This window comes from Bacillus sp. Pc3 (genome assembly GCF_000815145.1).
In the GTDB taxonomy this organism is placed as follows: Bacteria; Bacillota; Bacilli; order Bacillales; family Bacillaceae; genus Bacillus; species Bacillus velezensis.
The window spans coordinates 3,863,722-3,878,952 of sequence record NZ_CP010406.1; the positions used below are offsets into that span (position 1 = coordinate 3,863,722).

20 protein-coding genes and 1 pseudogene are annotated in these 15,231 nt (G+C 44.2%); 11 read left to right on the forward strand and 10 right to left on the reverse strand.

The features are described 5' to 3' along the window. Positions 1-754: 754 nt before the first annotated feature. The gene (locus tag SB24_RS18590) at positions 755-1,018 is read right to left on the reverse strand and encodes a hypothetical protein (protein WP_032866282.1); all 264 of its coding nucleotides are present in this window, start codon (positions 1,016-1,018) and stop codon (positions 755-757) included. Between the two features lie 221 nt (positions 1,019-1,239). Between SB24_RS18590 and SB24_RS18595 the strand changes: the two genes are divergently transcribed. Continuing rightward, positions 1,240-1,548 (forward strand): MGMT family protein, encoded by a 309-nt coding sequence (locus tag SB24_RS18595; RefSeq protein ID WP_039254759.1) that lies wholly within the window; start codon positions 1,240-1,242, stop codon positions 1,546-1,548. 28 nt (positions 1,549-1,576) lie between these two features. Here SB24_RS18595 and SB24_RS18600 read toward each other — a convergent pair whose 3' ends face one another. After that, the gene (locus SB24_RS18600; RefSeq protein ID WP_039254761.1) at positions 1,577-2,185 is read right to left on the reverse strand and encodes a GNAT family N-acetyltransferase; all 609 of its coding nucleotides are present in this window, start codon (positions 2,183-2,185) and stop codon (positions 1,577-1,579) included. A 165-nt stretch (positions 2,186-2,350) separates the two neighbouring features. On the opposite strand from SB24_RS18600, the gene SB24_RS18605 reads away from it, so the two are divergent. From SB24_RS18605 to SB24_RS18625, 7 genes are all read left to right on the forward strand, one after another. After that, positions 2,351-3,451, forward strand: a complete 1,101-nt coding sequence (locus SB24_RS18605; protein WP_039254762.1) for a type III polyketide synthase — start codon at positions 2,351-2,353, stop codon at positions 3,449-3,451. Beyond that, positions 3,451-3,957: an isoprenylcysteine carboxyl methyltransferase family protein gene (locus SB24_RS18610; RefSeq protein WP_003153565.1), complete on the forward strand. Its 507-nt coding sequence runs from the start codon at positions 3,451-3,453 to the stop codon at positions 3,955-3,957. The genes SB24_RS18605 and SB24_RS18610 overlap by 1 nt, the downstream gene beginning before the upstream one ends. A 72-nt stretch (positions 3,958-4,029) precedes the next feature. Then, a complete protein-coding gene (gene fbpC / locus SB24_RS20075; protein ID WP_025284905.1) occupies positions 4,030-4,125 on the forward strand; it encodes a Fur-regulated basic protein FbpC in 96 nt (31 codons plus the stop codon). Between the two features lie 183 nt (positions 4,126-4,308). After that, entirely contained in the window at positions 4,309-7,890 is a 3,582-nt protein-coding gene (locus tag SB24_RS18615) for a dynamin GTPase (RefSeq protein WP_039254767.1), read from the forward strand. Positions 7,891-7,958: 68 nt separating this feature from the next. Continuing rightward, a complete protein-coding gene (locus SB24_RS18620) occupies positions 7,959-8,216 on the forward strand; it encodes a YpbS family protein (protein ID WP_032866470.1) in 258 nt (85 codons plus the stop codon). A 76-nt stretch (positions 8,217-8,292) separates the two neighbouring features. After that, positions 8,293-8,436: a hypothetical protein gene (locus tag SB24_RS20080; RefSeq protein ID WP_003153570.1), complete on the forward strand. Its 144-nt coding sequence runs from the start codon at positions 8,293-8,295 to the stop codon at positions 8,434-8,436. Between the two features lie 94 nt (positions 8,437-8,530). Next, a complete protein-coding gene (locus SB24_RS18625) occupies positions 8,531-9,418 on the forward strand; it encodes a 5'-3' exonuclease (RefSeq protein ID WP_032866275.1) in 888 nt (295 codons plus the stop codon). A 5-nt stretch (positions 9,419-9,423) separates the two neighbouring features. Here SB24_RS18625 and sspL read toward each other — a convergent pair whose 3' ends face one another. The 3 genes from sspL to SB24_RS18640 are packed head-to-tail and all read right to left on the reverse strand — an operon-like array spanning position 9,424 to position 10,683. Further along, positions 9,424-9,552 carry a small, acid-soluble spore protein L gene (sspL, locus tag SB24_RS18630; protein ID WP_003153575.1) on the reverse strand — a complete coding sequence of 43 codons (129 nt, stop codon included), beginning with the start codon at positions 9,550-9,552 and terminating at the stop codon, positions 9,424-9,426. Positions 9,553-9,603: 51 nt separating this feature from the next. Beyond that, positions 9,604-9,996, reverse strand: coding sequence for a reverse transcriptase-like protein (locus SB24_RS18635; RefSeq protein WP_039255083.1), 393 nt, complete (start codon positions 9,994-9,996; stop codon positions 9,604-9,606). A 6-nt stretch (positions 9,997-10,002) separates the two neighbouring features. Next, the gene (locus SB24_RS18640) at positions 10,003-10,683 is read right to left on the reverse strand and encodes a queuosine precursor transporter (RefSeq protein ID WP_012117815.1); all 681 of its coding nucleotides are present in this window, start codon (positions 10,681-10,683) and stop codon (positions 10,003-10,005) included. Positions 10,684-10,764: 81 nt separating this feature from the next. Here SB24_RS18640 and SB24_RS18645 point away from each other — a divergent pair, with 81 nt between their 5' ends. Next, positions 10,765-11,436, forward strand: coding sequence for a ribonuclease H family protein (locus tag SB24_RS18645; RefSeq protein WP_014418166.1), 672 nt, complete (start codon positions 10,765-10,767; stop codon positions 11,434-11,436). Between the two features lie 2 nt (positions 11,437-11,438). After that, positions 11,439-11,621 (forward strand): zinc-finger domain-containing protein, encoded by a 183-nt coding sequence (locus tag SB24_RS18650; protein ID WP_033574700.1) that lies wholly within the window; start codon positions 11,439-11,441, stop codon positions 11,619-11,621. A 26-nt stretch (positions 11,622-11,647) separates the two neighbouring features. Here the strand turns inward: SB24_RS18650 and SB24_RS18655 are convergent, their stop codons facing one another. Continuing rightward, positions 11,648-11,905, reverse strand: coding sequence for a DUF2564 family protein (locus tag SB24_RS18655; RefSeq protein WP_007409519.1), 258 nt, complete (start codon positions 11,903-11,905; stop codon positions 11,648-11,650). Between the two features lie 162 nt (positions 11,906-12,067). On the opposite strand from SB24_RS18655, the gene SB24_RS18660 reads away from it, so the two are divergent. Beyond that, positions 12,068-12,250 (forward strand): hypothetical protein, encoded by a 183-nt coding sequence (locus SB24_RS18660; RefSeq protein ID WP_020955965.1) that lies wholly within the window; start codon positions 12,068-12,070, stop codon positions 12,248-12,250. A 51-nt stretch (positions 12,251-12,301) separates the two neighbouring features. Here SB24_RS18660 and cspD read toward each other — a convergent pair whose 3' ends face one another. From cspD to metA, 4 genes and pseudogenes are all read right to left on the reverse strand, one after another. Next, positions 12,302-12,502: a cold-shock protein CspD gene (gene cspD / locus SB24_RS18665; RefSeq protein ID WP_003153604.1), complete on the reverse strand. Its 201-nt coding sequence runs from the start codon at positions 12,500-12,502 to the stop codon at positions 12,302-12,304. A 15-nt stretch (positions 12,503-12,517) separates the two neighbouring features. Next, positions 12,518-12,629: pseudogene (locus SB24_RS20085) on the reverse strand (hypothetical protein); the annotation flags it as partial. Between the two features lie 94 nt (positions 12,630-12,723). Further along, positions 12,724-13,866 carry a diglucosyl diacylglycerol synthase gene (locus tag SB24_RS18670; protein WP_007409520.1) on the reverse strand — a complete coding sequence of 381 codons (1,143 nt, stop codon included), beginning with the start codon at positions 13,864-13,866 and terminating at the stop codon, positions 12,724-12,726. Between the two features lie 224 nt (positions 13,867-14,090). Continuing rightward, positions 14,091-14,996: a homoserine O-acetyltransferase MetA gene (metA, locus tag SB24_RS18675; RefSeq protein ID WP_003153608.1), complete on the reverse strand. Its 906-nt coding sequence runs from the start codon at positions 14,994-14,996 to the stop codon at positions 14,091-14,093. Between the last annotated feature and the right edge of the window lie 235 nt (positions 14,997-15,231).

Below are 15,231 nucleotides of genomic sequence, written 5' to 3' on the forward strand. Positions count from 1 at the left end.
AAAAGAGCAAGTAAGAGGTTTTATGAGGTACTTGCTCACGAAAAATTATTGCCCTTATTTTTCAGGTGTTTTTCTGATCGGGGATGTCCTGCGCCCCTCGTCCAAAAGAAGGTTTGATAACTAAAGAGGGGAGGAAAAACATTCCATGGCCTTTTGTTTACGTCAGCATATATCAAGAATAGAGTTACCTTAACATGAGCTGGGGAACTCAGGCGTCCATAGAAATGTTCTGAAGGATCTGGATTGATTCTTCGTAAAGAGTTGAGGCTCGGCTTTTGGATAGACATGTGATTCACTAAAGTGCTGCAGGATCCGATCAAAAAACCTATGGCAGGAGAGAATTTTAGATTATGTGTTTTTGCGTCTAAAAGCAGAAAACAGTACGACTGATAATGATCATCGGGTGAAATGAAATTACGCACCTAGGTGCTGTATGTTGGATCAATTATAAAAGGAAGTGAAACTAGAAAAAGGGGCAAAGCCCCCTTCATATTAGTAACAGCGCTCATCATTCCCATACCAGATTCCGTTCCGGAAAGAAACTCCTTTTAGATACCAATTGATATCGTCCAGCAGTTGCAAAAGCAGAAGGTGCTGATACAAGTAGAGCAAGAGATAATTCAGAATCTGTCACAATTTTTAATTTTGACACTTTTTAGGTACATGTTAGCAATCATTTATTCTCTTATCGGCACGGTAACATACGGATTATTTTTAGTTGTTACTTAGAACAAACATTCCGCGTCATGAAAAATCAGCTTTTGTAGACGGCTGTCCAAGTGCCATCAGCACCATGGAAGGTGATGTTGTCTAAATAATAGGTGATTCCATTCCGGTAAATTGAAGTAGGATAATCAGGGCCGGAACCATTAAGTATGAACGTCGCCAAAGCAGATACTTCCTTCGTTTTACTTTCTGCAGAAGGTGTATCAGCAGGACCTGCGGCAAAAGCAGGGGCGGCAGAACAGAGTAAAGCGAGTGATAGGGCTGAGCCGGCTAAAGCTTTTTTCATTTTCATTGTAAACACTCCTTTTCTTTTTTAATACAATTGTATTATTACATATTATGTTAAATATGTACATGCTTATCTTTGTTAATTTTTTGTGAACAAACAGATAATCTATTTAAACGCAGAGATGAAATAAGTATGATGATGAAGCAATTATCATCTATAAATATAAGATCAGAAAGTGGCTGATTTTCTCGAAAATCATCTGCTCTTGCGAAATGAGGAGTTGCATGACATTTACGGAACGGGCCGTAGCCATTATCAAACAGATTCCTGAAGGAAAAGTGATGACGTATGGTCAAATTGCCGATCTTGCGGGAAGTCCGCGGGGAGCGAGGCAGGTTGTGAGGATTCTTCACTCCATGAGTAAAAAGCATCGTCTTCCTTGGCACAGGGTCATCAATGCAAAGGGCGAAATCGGATTGAGAGACGAAGAGATGTTTTCTGTACAGAAGCTGTCTCTTGAAGCTGAGGGGGTAGCGGTCACGTCAGACGGACGGATCGATCTCAATTTATACCTATATGATCCGAATATGTAAAAAAACCTGCCGTATATCGGCAGGTTTTTCAGTTATATGCTTTGAGCCGGCCAGAAAGGTTTTGCCGGATATAAGGCCATTCCTCCCGAAGGATGGAGTAGTAGGCGGTATCTCTGAGACCGCCGTCGACAGCCGGAAGGTGTGCGCGGCGGATTCCTTCAAATTGGGCACCGATCCGCAAAATCGCAGTCCGTGAGCGCTGGTTGCGAACATCGGTTTTCAGCGTAACCCTGACAGCTTGCCACGTGTCAAACGCATGGGTCAGCAACAGAAGTTTACATTCCGTATTGACACCGGTCCGCTGCACGGCAGAGGCATACCATGTGCTGCCGATCTCACACACTTCCGGGGCTGCGTCCGCCGGCCGCGTAAACACTTCCGCATCCATAAACCGCGTGCTTCCGACGATTCGGTCTGTTTCCAGACTCCGTACTGCAAAAGGCAATGCAAGTCTTTTTTCATAATCGGAAAGCGCGCGCTCAATATAACGCTTTGTTTCTTCGATTCCGTCAGGGACATGGGTGTAAGCGTAAGTCGTCCTATTTTCTGAAGCAGCGTCACAAAGTGCCTGAGTGTGATCAATCGTCATCGGCTCTAACTGAACGAGTGACCCTCTAAGAATGACAGGCTTCAGCATTCTTATCACAACCTTTTTTTATGAATGGATCAAGTATAGTCGAAGGGTTTCTTATTCAAAAGGGCCAATTTCCTATTAAAATGGCATGTCAGTGAAATCCTCGATTCAAACTTATGCATACATTCAGGAAAAAAGCGGGAACCTTTATGTAAAGAGGTGATGGGCATGGCATATGTGTTATCTGTCGGAACGAGCATTCCGAAGTATCATGTCTCGCAAGAAACGGCGGCGGATTTTGCGAGAGGGATGTTTGCCGATTCATTTAAGGATATTGATCGGCTGTTAAAAGCCTTTCAAAACGGCGAAATTGAATCAAGGCAGTTTGTCCGGCCGATTGAATGGTATAAAACGGCACGGGGTTTTTCAGAAAAAAACCGGCTGTATACGGAAGAAACCGTCAAGCACAGTGCGGATGCGGCACTTGATTGTTTAACAAACCCGGATTGTTTAACAAATCCCTTTCCATATGAAAAAGTGGATGCGATCTTTTTTATTTCCAGCACCGGGCTTTCGACACCCAGCATTGAAGCGAAAGTGATGAATCAGCTTCCGTTTTCTGCGAAAACAAAACGGATACCGATCTGGGGCTTAGGATGCGCGGGCGGAGCGGCCGGCCTGTCCAGGGCGTACGAATACTGCCGCGCGTATCCTGAAGCATACGTGCTTGTCATCGCGGCTGAACTCTGCAGCTTAACGTTTCAGCCGAACGACAAGTCAAAAAGCAACTTAATCGGAACTTCCCTGTTTGCGGACGGGATTGCCGCAGTACTAATGGGAGGAGAAAAGGCGAACCGAAACGACGTCAAACAGCCGCTTCTTCCGCGGATATTCGCCACTCAATCGGTGATGATGCCGGATGCGGAAGATGTGATGGGCTGGGAATTCACCGACAGCGGTTTTCAAGTCATCTTTTCAAGAGACATTCCCACCCTGGTTTCACAGTGGCTGAAGGACAATGTTGATGAATTTTTATTTGAATATGGCGTCAGTCCTCACGACATTAAAACCTTTCTTGCCCATCCAGGCGGGAAAAAGGTCATTGACGCCTATTTAACGAGTCTTTCAATGGACACCGGTCAGCTTGCAGCATCTCGGAAGGTGCTGCAAAAACACGGGAACATGTCTTCCGCAACTATTTTTCATGTGATAAAAGAACAGTTGCTCCGCGGCCGGCAGAAAGAAAACGAAAAAGGGCTGATCGGCGCTCTCGGGCCGGGATTTTCGTCTGAGCTTTTGCTGTTCAGCTGGGAAAAGGGGGCTTCTTAATGTTTTGGCTGTTTATCATGCTGCTTGCGGCCCAGCGGATTGCGGAGATGATCGTGGCCCGGCGCAATGAGCAAAAGGTGAAAAAGCAAGGCGCAGTCGAATACGGAGAAGGACATTATCCCTTTCTCGTCCTGATGCACGTGCTCTTTTTTGTCTCTCTTACAGCTGAGGTGGCGGCGTTTCAAAAAACGCTTTCTCCAAGGTGGGCCGCCATTATATGTATCATTTTATTTGTACAGGGGATCAGGTATTGGGCGCTATTATCATTAGGGCGGTATTGGAATACGAAAATCCTTGTCGTGCCGGATGCGGAGCTTGTCAGAAAGGGGCCGTACAGGTGGATGAAGCACCCGAACTACGCGGTCGTCATCTTAGAATTTATTTTTCTGCCGCTGTTATACGGAGCGTATTGGACACTGTTTCTCTTTTCGATTCTCAATGCCTGCATGCTCACTGTGAGGATTCGCGCCGAAGAGAAAGCGCTAGAAGAAAACACCGCAAAATAGAGATTGAAAATCATTCTCACTCATGATAAGATATAAATATGAAAATGATTCTCATTCAAGGTGGTGCCAAAAATGACAATGTTATTTTTATTTGCAGCCGTTTGTACATACAGTGTTTTAATTGGTTTCGTATTGAAAAAAGTTTCGAATAAATCGATGTCTTCTTAAACATCTGCGGTTTTTCCTGCCGCGGGTGTTTTTTCTTTATCAGCTGCCGATATCGGCGGCTTTTTTGCGTTTCCTGAAGAAAAGTGAGCCATTCTTGTGTAAAATGGGGGAGAGGTTTTTTTCAGAGCTTTCTAAAAATGAAAAACGTCATTTGATGCGACAGACACAAAGGGGTAAAGACACATGACAGAAGAAGAACGCCATAACAGGGAGATTTTCAGCAGAACGGGTGCCTTATACGCACAATTTTTGGATCATCAGGATGAAAAACGGGCCGATCAGCTCGCGGCCATTATGAAAAAAGCGGCTGATGAAGAGGTTTATATCGCGTTTACCGGGCATTATTCGGCCGGAAAGTCCTCTTTATTAAACACATTGCTCGGTGAAGACATACTGCCGACAAGCCCGATTCCCACAAGCGCCAACCTCGTTGTCATCCGGCACGGTGAAGATAAAGTCGTGCTTCATACGACGGACGGGGCTTATGCAGAGATCAAAGGAAGTTACGATAAAGAACAAGTGCAGCAATTCTGTAAAGACGGTGAGCAAATTGAAACGGTGGAAGTCTATGCCGGCTTTAAGGAGTCAGAGCCTTATGCGGCCTACATTGACACACCGGGAATTGATTCGACGGACGAAGCGCATTTTTTATCTGCCGCTTCAGTTCTCCATCAGGCTGACGCTTTATTTTACGTCGTTCATTATAATCACGTCCATTCAGAAGAAAATATGCTGTTTCTCAGCTCCATCAAAGACCGTATTCCGAATTTGTTTCTGATCGTCAACCAAATTGACAGACATGATGAAACTGAAACGAAGTTTGAAGAGTACCGCAGGCAGGTGGAAGACATGCTTGAAGGCGCGGGAATACCGAAAGAATCGCTTTTCTTTACGTCTGTCACTGAGCCTGACCATCCTTTAAACGGCATGGAACAGCTGAAAAAACATCTGCAGAAGCTGAAACAGCAGGCAAAAACAAATTTATGGTCCTTAACGGAGAGAAATGTCGCACACTTAGTCACAGAGCATACAGAGATGCTCGTAAAAGAAGATAAAAACAGCAGCGGAGAGCAGTTTGACAAACAAGAAGCACTTGTCCGTTCTGTTGAAGATGAGCTTAAACAAGCCGTTCAACAGGCTGAAACAGCAGAGAAAGACATCAGAAAAGACGTGCAGAACATACTGCAAAACGCTAATCTGACACCCTTTGAGATGAGGGAGCTTGCATCTGCTTATATTGAATCACAGCAGCCCTCATTTAAAACCGGATTATTCTTTTCAAAAGCGAAAACGGCTTCGGAAAAAGAAAGAAGGCGTGCAGAATTTTTTGCCGATATTAAAAAAAGAACGGAAGGGGAAGCGGATTGGCATATTATCGACACATTTACGAAAGCTGCCAAGCGGTATGAAGCGGATTCGGACGAACTGATCAAGAAAATCCAGGCGTACCGCACACCGCTTTCTGATGATATCACCGCTCAGGCCCTTAAGCAGGGAGCGGCCTTTTCATCTGAATACGTATTAACTTATACGAAAGACCTCGCTGAAATGATCAGAAGGGAAGCCAAAAGACAGACAGCGGAACTCATTGAGGAGCTGACCGCTTATGTTCAGACAAAAAACGGACCGCTCATTGAGAACTTGAAAAACCGGCTCGAAAAAGAAAAGAAAATAAGAGATGAGCTCGCGCAATCGGCAAAAGAAGAACGCAATGCCTTGGAAAAAGCAGCCCGCGTCCGTGCTTTGTGGGAAGAAGAATTGACCTGTGATACGGGAAGCGGCGACTGGTATACGCGAAAAAAACGCCTTGCGAAAGTGCCCGTCCAAAAAGAGAAACCAAAAGAGGCTGTACAGCATGAAGTAAGCAAGCCCGAAAAAAATGCAATGAAGGAACTTCCTATAAAAGAGCAGACTGATCGGTTCTATGAGCTTGCCGGGATTCTTGAATCCTCAAGCATTTTAGGAAAACAGGCAGAAGCCTTTCGAAGCAGGATTGAGCGGCTTGAAAACCGCCAGTTTACCTTGGCGTTATTCGGCGGATTCAGTTCCGGTAAATCATCATTTGCAAATGCGCTTGTCGGTGAATACGTGCTGCCATCATCACCGACGCCCACAACGGCTACGATCAACAAAATAACGAAACCGCAAGACGGTAAACCGCATAAATCTGCGGAGATCGTTTTTAAAACGGAGGAGGAGCTGGATGCTGAAATGCTTCAGCTGACTGAGCTGAAAGATGCTGATGTAAAGGGGCGTTCACTGAAAGAGAGATGGAATTATGCCATTAAAAAGGGAAAAGTTCCGGATGAACTCATCCCGGTAATTCAGACGATGCTGCAGGCGTTTGATACGTATGAAGAACAGATCCGTCAAAGGCTGACACTGACGGTGCCGGTTGAAGATTTAAAACCGTACGCAGCCGAAGAAAAAACGGCCTGCTGCGTAAAAGAAGTCACCGTGTATTATGATTCGCCTCTCACGCAAAAAGGCATCACCATTGTTGATACGCCAGGAGCAAGCAGTATAAACAAGCGCCATACGGAACTTGCCTTTCAATATATAAAGGATGCTGACGCGTTCTTTTATATGACGTACTATCAGCATTCTTTTTCAAAAGGAGACAGGTCTTTTCTGAAGAAACTCGGCCTCGTCAAAGAATCATTCGGCATGGATAAAATGTTTTTTGTCATTAACGCCGCCGATCTGGCCAAAACCGAAAGCGAGCTGGAAACCGTCAAAGACTATGTTCGCTCAGAACTCTCAAAAGAGGGAATTAACCGGCCGAAATTATATCATGTCTCAAGTAAAGAAGAGCTTGCGGGTAAAAAAGCAACTTTTTATAACAGGTTCTCTGATGTAAGAACCGGACTTGAGCACTTTATTGAGGAAGATGTAATGAGGGCCAGCTGCGCCCAGCTGAAAACAGAGGCGGACAAATTGTGCGATATGGTGGAACAGCTTCACGAATCTCTTCACCAGTCGGCAGAAGAAAAAGAGAAAAAGAAACAGCGTCTGGAGTCTTCCTATGAAAAAGCTCTCGCTGACATTTCAAAGCGCCGTACGTCTGAGGTCATCATTCGAAAAGTGATGAAAGATACGGAAGAACAGCTCTATCACATTAAGCACCGCCTGACGTTTTATGCGAATGATATGTTGAAAACCGCCTTCCATCCGGGTCTTCAAAACGGTGATTGGAAACGAAATATATCAGCGGCGCTGAATGAGGCGCTCAAGGAATTCCGTTTTGAATATATTCAAGAGCTGAAAACGCTCGATATCCGGATGACCGGTTTTATTGAGCGCCATATGACTGAGGAATGGATGGAAAACTGTCAGAAGAAGCTTATGGAAGACGGAGATTTCTCCATTTATGTCAGCGGTGAAAACGAATTTGCCGTTCAGCTGAAAGAGGTCGCTCCGGTCATTGACGTCTCGGCATTCTCACATCACGTAAAGGAAGTTAAATCACCGAAGCAGTTTTTTGAACAGAACGGAAAAGCAGCGTTTGTAGAAGGGCTCAGGCTCAGCCTGCAAAAAGTGACAGAAAAGTGGCTTGAGCAGGAGAAAGAAAGCCTTTCAGAGCGATATACTGAGCAGGTGCGCCGTCTGCAAGGAGACATGGCGGATAAAAGCCTGTCCCAGATCCGCGAGCAGCGGGACACTTATTTACAAGGTCTTGCGGAAAATACGAGTGCAAGGGAAATTGAACACCTTTACGAAGCCGAAAAAGCATGGAAAAAGAAAGATGAAATGCTGAAAATTTAAAAATCCGGTTGGCGGGCAGATAACAGTCGTGGTAGACTAAAATGAAAAAAAGCGAGATGAAACCTTTTATGTCAGAAGTCCATAAAGCAATTTCAGCACATTCCGCAAAACAGCATCAGCACGTCAAAACATTTGTACAGCTTGATTATGAGCGTGAACAGGCCATTGAAGAAGCCATTGTAAAATGCAGACAGAATAAACCGTTCACGACAGATGCCATCAATGGCATCACCGCAAAAATGAACCAGCTGGCGAAAAGGGGCATCGTGCCGCAAAGACAATTCGTAAGTGAAGAGATGGTGAAAGAATTCGTCAGCAGACAGTAATGGATGAACCTGCCGCGTGTGTCATCAGCGCTTGCTGTACATACTATCCGTATCTTCTCTAAAGGGGGATATGACCATGGGCAGAACAAAACTGGGAAACAGAAATGCTCAGCAGAATAACAATGCCAAAAAGAAAAACGGCTTCGGACAGAAATTTGATTCTTATGCCGGCCGTGAAGCTGAAAAGCTGATGGCAAGCAATAAAAGACACGGTGAGTAAACGTGACGGCAGCATCTTCCAAATGGGGGGATGCTGTTTTTTTACCGCCTTCTTTGGTAAAATAGGAACATTGAATAAAAAGGAGTTTCGATATATGAATAATAAATTACTGCTCGTTGACGGCATGGCGCTTTTGTTCCGCTCGTTTTTCGCGACGGCCGTTCATCGCAATTTTATGATAAATGAAAACGGAATTCCCACAAACGGCGTCAACGGTTTTTTAAAGCATCTTATTACGGCTGTTGATACGTTTCAGCCCACACATGTCGTCTGCTGCTGGGATATGGGAAGCAAAACGTACCGCAATGATTTGTTTCAAGATTATAAGGCCAACAGAAGCGAACCGCCGCTAGAGCTGATTCCGCAATTTGATCTAGCGAAAGAAGCAGCGCGAGAGCTCGGTTTTTTAAACATCGGCATAAAAGGCTATGAGGCGGATGACTGTATCGGTACGCTTTCTGCCCTATTTTCCGGGGAAGCGGAAATTACGATTGTAACGGGTGATAAAGATCTGCTTCAATTGCTGAATCATCAAGTTCAAGTAGCGCTGCTGCAAAAGGGTATCGGCAATTATAAGGTATATACAGATGAGATATTCAGAGAAGAAACGGGAGTTCCGCCAAAAGCGCTGATTGACATTAAGGCGCTGATGGGAGATGCAAGCGATAACTATCCCGGCGTTAAAGGGATCGGGGAAAAAACGGCGTACAAGCTGATCCGTGAATATCAAAACATAGACCGGTTATTAGAAAGCCTCGCTCTCTTGCCGAAGGGCCAGCAAACGAAAATTCAGCAAAGCTTGAAAGAATTGGAGCTGTCAAGGCAGCTTGCTGAAATACATTGCGAGGTGCCGTTAGCCTGTACGCTTGAAGAAGCGCTTTTTTCATTAAAGATGGAAGAGGCGGCATTAATGCTCAGACGTCATCAGATAAAAGGAATTGAAAGGATGCTCGAAAAGCTGAACGCCAGAGAGATCAGCTGATCCCTCTAGCGTTTTGTATTGCTTTTTTTTGCGTTGTTTTCAAGGGCTGATTTCGGGTCTTTATGCGCATTTCCTTCCATATTTCCCTGAGGATTCACGCCCCCGGTCAGCCGGCCTTTATTTTCTTTTCTCATAGCTGTTCACCTCATTTGTAGGATGAACAGTGAGACGCAATTTCATTCCGGTTATTTATTCAGCCGAATCGCTTTTTTTGCGAGCTGATCGGCTGTTTGGTTTTGTCTGCCGGGAATCCACTTAATGAAAAACAATGGAAATTCGGCCTTTAAGCGGATGATTTCGTCAACAAACGGCTGGAAAGCCTTGTTTTTAACCGCTTCAAGATCTGCGGCCCGCTCCACGATATCCGAATCCGTCCGGAATGACACGGACTCAAATCCGCGGGCGGCACACAGCTTCATTCCTTCAATTAAAGCGAGAAATTCAGCTTCCTGATTTGATTGGTCGCCGATCGGAATTGAGAAAGATTCTGTTTTCCCGTCATGTTTAATAAAAATACCGATACCGGACGGGCCCGGGTTTCCGGCGCTTGCACCGTCTACATAAATTTCAGCGGGCATCATCCGTCACTCTCCATTCGGTGTCATTCGTTTTGCCGCATACGCATAAGGGACAGAAATGAGTGATACCGCAAATTTAATCAGGTAAGTTGAAATGAAGATGCTGAACCATACTCCCGCGGAATAAACGCCGATAAAGGCCACGGCAGTGAAGATAAATGTATCCAGCAGCTGGCTGAGCGCCGTGCTTCCGCTGTTTCTGAGCCAGAGAAGCCTGTCTGAAGGAAAGATTCTCCGAATGGCTGAATATACATAAACATCTATCGTTTGGCTGAAAATAAAAGCCAAGAGGCTTCCGAGCGCAACACGCGGCAGAAAACCGAAAATCGTCTCAAGGGCAGGCTGTGCGATATCTGATGCAGCCGGTTTATATAAAAGAGCCCCCTGCATGGCGCATGTCAAAGCGAGCAGAGTGGAAAACCCGAGCCAGACGGCTTTGCGCGCTTCCCTGGGACCGTATTTTTCATTCAGCACATCCGTTGCGAAGAAAACGGTGCCGTACATGATATTTCCCAGTGTCGCCGTAAGCCCGAACAGCTCGACTGTTTTGACAACCTGCAAGTTGGCGCACACCGTGGCGAAACCGATCCATACGAATAGGCCCGTTTTGCCAAATCCTTTATAAAACAGAAGAACAATGATAAAATGAATGACCGCAAATAAGATCCATAACACATCGTTAAACAAAACCTGCTGACTTCCTTTCAATTTGAGAATGGTTTGATTATAGCACACGCCCGTCAACTAATGAATGGTAAGGTGATTTCAATGAATCTTAAGCCGTATATCGAAATAGAAGCAAAAGGAACAGGCCCTGTCGCGTTTTTTTCCGAAGATTGGCTGACCGTTCCGAAAGCGCGCATGCTTGCAAGAGAAGTCAGCCGCTTTCCTTATATAAAAGACATTTATTTTGAGGATGAAAAAGGCGCGAGCTGGACGCTTAAAGAATTAGAAAAGCTTACTGAAGAGCTTGCGCACGAACCTGACGACATTACAGTGTATTTCGACGGCGGCTTTGACAAAACAAGCGGACGCGCCGGACTCGGAATTGTCGTGTATTATTCTCTCGGCGGCAAGCGGCACCGCATACGAAAAAACAAAAGCTTAACGCTTCAGACGAACAATGAGGCGGAATATGCCGCTTTGTACGAAGCGCTTAAGGAAGTGCAGGAACTTGGCGCAAGCAGAAATTCAATCACGATAAGAGGGGATTCCCTCGTCGTTTTACATCAGCTTGACGGCAGCTGGCCGTGTTATGATGAAACGCAAAACGAATGGCTGGATAAAATTGAAGCGCTGCTCGAATCCTTAAAGCTGACACCGACATATGAAGCCGTAAACCGAAAGGAAAATCAAGAAGCGGATGACCTTGCCAGAAAAATTCTCTCGGACCGGCAGATTGAAAGCCGTATAACATTAGAAGGTAACGGAGATGACTGATATTGGATAAAAAAAGCATTTATAAAGAATTGACAGAGCTTCAGGATGAATATTGCAAAGACTGTTTCGTAAAAAAGCATTTCCGCAAAGAGTTTGGAAAAACGCACGCTCATTCTTTCTGCATCAAGCAATGCACGGTGGGGGAGAAGCTGAAAGCCTACGGCAAGGTGCTGACAAATCAATAAAAAATAAAACCGCAGCTTCTGCGGTTTTATTTTTCGAATTCATCGAGCTGATGCTGGCAATCGTCGAGAAGCATTCGCTGCTTTTGCAGAAAATCCTGGTCGAGAGCTTGCAGTTCACTGGATTGTGACATTGTTCTGGCATCCTGAATCGCCTGGTAAGCAGATTCCACCAAAGTTGAATTTTGGCCCCGGGTAGCCGCTCCCGTTGTTTTCTGGGCCGTTTCCACCGCTAATTCAAGCTGGCGTTTATCCGTCAGTCCGTTTGGAAAAAATTCAGAGTCCATTAAAAAACACCTCCGCAAATAGTTTGGAGATTTTTTTTTAGAAATATGTACGGAAAATAGAAAAAAATATAGAAAATAAGCCGATATAACTATTGAACCTGATTAATTAGGGCTTATTTACTATTATTCAGGGTATCTTGGGAGAGAAGGGAAAAACCAGCCGTGAATGATAATGATTTAAAAACAATCCTTCAGCAGACATTTAAAGAAATATACGGTGATTTGGGAAGTTTAGCAAAAATGGCGAAAAAAGGAATGCCGTCAATGGAGAAACAAATTGAAGAAATCGAGCAGCGCTGCAAGCAGAATCTTGTCGCAATTGAGATTCAGACGGCAATCAAATAGGAGAGGCATACGCCTCTCCTCTATTTGTCATCTGATCAACATGTATTGAGTTTAGAGTTTTACAACATTAGAAGCTTGAGGTCCACGATTACCTTCGACAATTTCAAAAGAAACTTCTTGTCCTTCTTCTAATGATTTGTATCCTTCTCCTTCGATAGCAGTGAAGTGAACAAATACGTCGTCTCCGCCTTCAACTTCGATGAAGCCGAATCCTTTTTCGTTATTGAACCATTTTACTTTACCGTTTTGCATATTGCTTAATTCCTCCTAGTACTGTAGCACCTTCGTGCTAAAAAAAATTTTGTCATCATCCAACCGTACGTATGTAAACGTTGTTAAATGATGGTTCAACTATACACCATATGGGAGCGGACGTCAAGCAGCCGCTCCCTATTTTTTATCTTTATTTTTCCAGTCACAAAGCTTAACCGGAAAAAAACAAAAAGCACACGAATCGTTCGTGTGCTTTTCTTTTACGATAATGCCATATCTGCCTTCCCGGCCATCATTTCAGATTCTTTTATAATGTCCTGCAAAATGACTTCAGAGGAGTTAGGGAGGTGCAGGCTTTTAATATTGTCCTTCATCCGGTTCAGCTTCTCCTCATCCGCAAGAAGGGAGGTGACCGACTCTAAAATTTCTTCGTGGCGGTTGACCACGACAGCCGCACCGCGATCTTCAAAGAAAATGGCGTTTTCTTTTTCCTGTCCGGGAACCGGTTTGTACAAAATAACGGGTACTCCGATCGCCGTTGCTTCCGTCAGTGTGATGCCGCCCGGTTTCGTGATCATGCAGTCTGTAATACGGAACAGCTCGTCAATTCTTTCTACATAGCCCAGAACTTTCAGCCGGTCGGCATTGTCACCTTCCAAGCTGCTGAGGGATTCTTTCAGCGAGCTGTTTTTGCCGCATACCACCACAACCTGCACCTGATCGTCATGAACGAGATTTTCGCACAGTTCTTTTACGTTTTTCAGCACACCATGCGCTCCCGCCATAATAAGAAGAACTTTTTTGTCGGGAGAGAGATTGTATTTTTTATAAATCGGCTCTTTCGGCATCGATTCCTCGAATTGAGGCCTGATGGGAATGCCCGTGATCTTTACGTTGTTCGGGTGAGTGCCGATTTCAATCAGTTTTTCCTTCACGTAATCTGTGGCGACATAATATTTATCAACATTTTCATGAACCCAGATTTTGTGAAGGCAGAAATCGGTCATAACGTTGAACGTCGGGATCACTTTTCCGGTTCTCCGTCTGTATTCCGGTACGACAATCATCGGAAATGTATTGATAATAATGTCCGGCTTATGCTCTTCGACGAGCTGGCCTAAACGTTTATTTCCCATTTTAAAATAAATATTGAATTTGCGTTTATTATAGATTTTGTCAACTCCGTAATAAAACAAACGATAAAACTGTTTCCCGATTGAGAAGCTTTTTAAATAAAGGTATTGAGTAACCTCTGAAACAATCGGATTTGACTCTTGATACAAATTGGAAACCGTCACATCTAAGCCGAGACGCAGACACTGTTCGTAGAGCGTTTTGGCCACTTGAACATGCCCGTTTCCGTAATTTGCAGTCAAAATTAATACTTTTTTATTGGTATTCAAGTAAATTCACCTCAATGTAATCAACAACAAGCAAGCTTCATGCATCGTAAGGAGTTATTGTCTATAGATAAACATAACACAAGTGCATCATTTTATAATAAGCGCGGCAACATATTTAAACTAAATTTAATTGATATGTTCCATTATTTTAAAGTTTTGTTATACGCATACTGAATCAAGAGTATTTTATCATATTTTTGTCACCGTATCACTCAAAACAAAAATTAATCCCATTCATACGGGGTTTCCTGATATACGTAATAATTCAGCCAATTCATAAACAATAACGTTGCATGAGCTTTCCAGCGGTTAACAGGTTCTTTCCCGCCGGGCGCAAAATAGTGCTTAGGAGCTTCTACGTTTGAAAGATTTCTCTCTATGTCTCTCTCATACTCCTGAAGTAGCGTATCGGTATCATATTCCGGATGACCCGTTAAGAAAATCTGTTTTTCGTCTTTTGAAACGATTAAACAGACCCCCGCTTCCTCTGAAACGCTGAGCACATCCAGATCCGAAGCCGATTGCAGCTGCTCCGTATTAATATCTGTATGCCGTGAGTGGGGCACATAGTATAGCTCGTCAAATCCTCTTACCAATCTCTCATGTTTTTTAAGAACGGTATGCTCAAACACACCGAAGATTTTTTTCGGCAGCTCCACTTTCTCAATGCCGTAATGATAGTATAAACCGGCTTGAGCGCCCCAGCAGATATGGAGGGTTGAAGTGACATTCGTTTTGCTCCATTCCATGATTTCCTTCAATTCTTCCCAGTAAGAAACATCTTCAAACGGCAGGTGCTCAATCGGAGCCCCGGTAATAATCATTCCGTCAAACCGTTTGTGGCGAATGCTGGAAAAATCCGTATAAAACTCATCCAGATGCTGCCTTGCCGTATTTTTTGGAGTATGTGTGCTCGGAATTAAGAACGTAAAGTGAACTTGTAAAGGTGAATTCCCAAGCATCCTGAGGAGCTGGGTTTCCGTTTGGATTTTTTTCGGCATCAGATTTAAAATCACGATCTTCTGCGGCCGGATATCCTGATGAAAAGCCCGGCTTTCATCCATTACAAAGATGTGTTCACTTTCAAGCACCTGCTTAGCGGGCAGGTGATTTGGTATATTAATAGGCAACATGCCACCTCCGTTATTCCCCGTTAATTTTCTTCATTATAGAAATTTTTAAGCCATTTTTCAATCCATCCCGGCGTAATAAACCGCATTTAACGCATAATGACGGGGATAAAAGCGGCAAATAGGCATAAATTCGGAGCGGCTCTTTATTATGACGGGTAAAGAGCCGTTTGGTTCCTCGAAAAAAACGTTTTCCGTTAAGTGGAAGGAAAAAGCGGTTGCCGTTTGTTTTGCA

Excerpts from the sequence above, each read along its gene's own strand:
- SB24_RS18635 (WP_039255083.1), bottom strand. The coding sequence starts at position 9,996 with ATGCCCGCTGAAATTTATGTAGACGGTGCAAGCGCCGGAAACCCGGGC.
- SB24_RS18610 (WP_003153565.1), top strand. The coding sequence starts at position 3,451 with ATGTTTTGGCTGTTTATCATGCTGCTTGCGGCCCAGCGGATTGCGGAG.
- SB24_RS18615 (WP_039254767.1), top strand. The coding sequence starts at position 4,309 with ATGACAGAAGAAGAACGCCATAACAGGGAGATTTTCAGCAGAACGGGT.
- SB24_RS20080 (WP_003153570.1), top strand. The coding sequence starts at position 8,293 with ATGGGCAGAACAAAACTGGGAAACAGAAATGCTCAGCAGAATAACAAT.
- SB24_RS18605 (WP_039254762.1), top strand. The coding sequence starts at position 2,351 with ATGGCATATGTGTTATCTGTCGGAACGAGCATTCCGAAGTATCATGTC.
- SB24_RS18620 (WP_032866470.1), top strand. The coding sequence starts at position 7,959 with ATGTCAGAAGTCCATAAAGCAATTTCAGCACATTCCGCAAAACAGCAT.
- fbpC (WP_025284905.1), top strand. The coding sequence starts at position 4,030 with ATGACAATGTTATTTTTATTTGCAGCCGTTTGTACATACAGTGTTTTA.
- cspD (WP_003153604.1), bottom strand. The coding sequence starts at position 12,502 with ATGCAAAACGGTAAAGTAAAATGGTTCAATAACGAAAAAGGATTCGGC.
- SB24_RS18600 (WP_039254761.1), bottom strand. The coding sequence starts at position 2,185 with ATGCTGAAGCCTGTCATTCTTAGAGGGTCACTCGTTCAGTTAGAGCCG.
- SB24_RS18595 (WP_039254759.1), top strand. The coding sequence starts at position 1,240 with ATGACATTTACGGAACGGGCCGTAGCCATTATCAAACAGATTCCTGAA.
- SB24_RS18590 (WP_032866282.1), bottom strand. The coding sequence starts at position 1,018 with ATGAAAATGAAAAAAGCTTTAGCCGGCTCAGCCCTATCACTCGCTTTA.
- SB24_RS18655 (WP_007409519.1), bottom strand. The coding sequence starts at position 11,905 with ATGGACTCTGAATTTTTTCCAAACGGACTGACGGATAAACGCCAGCTT.
- SB24_RS18625 (WP_032866275.1), top strand. The coding sequence starts at position 8,531 with ATGAATAATAAATTACTGCTCGTTGACGGCATGGCGCTTTTGTTCCGC.
- SB24_RS18645 (WP_014418166.1), top strand. The coding sequence starts at position 10,765 with ATGAATCTTAAGCCGTATATCGAAATAGAAGCAAAAGGAACAGGCCCT.
- sspL (WP_003153575.1), bottom strand. The coding sequence starts at position 9,552 with ATGAGAAAAGAAAATAAAGGCCGGCTGACCGGGGGCGTGAATCCTCAG.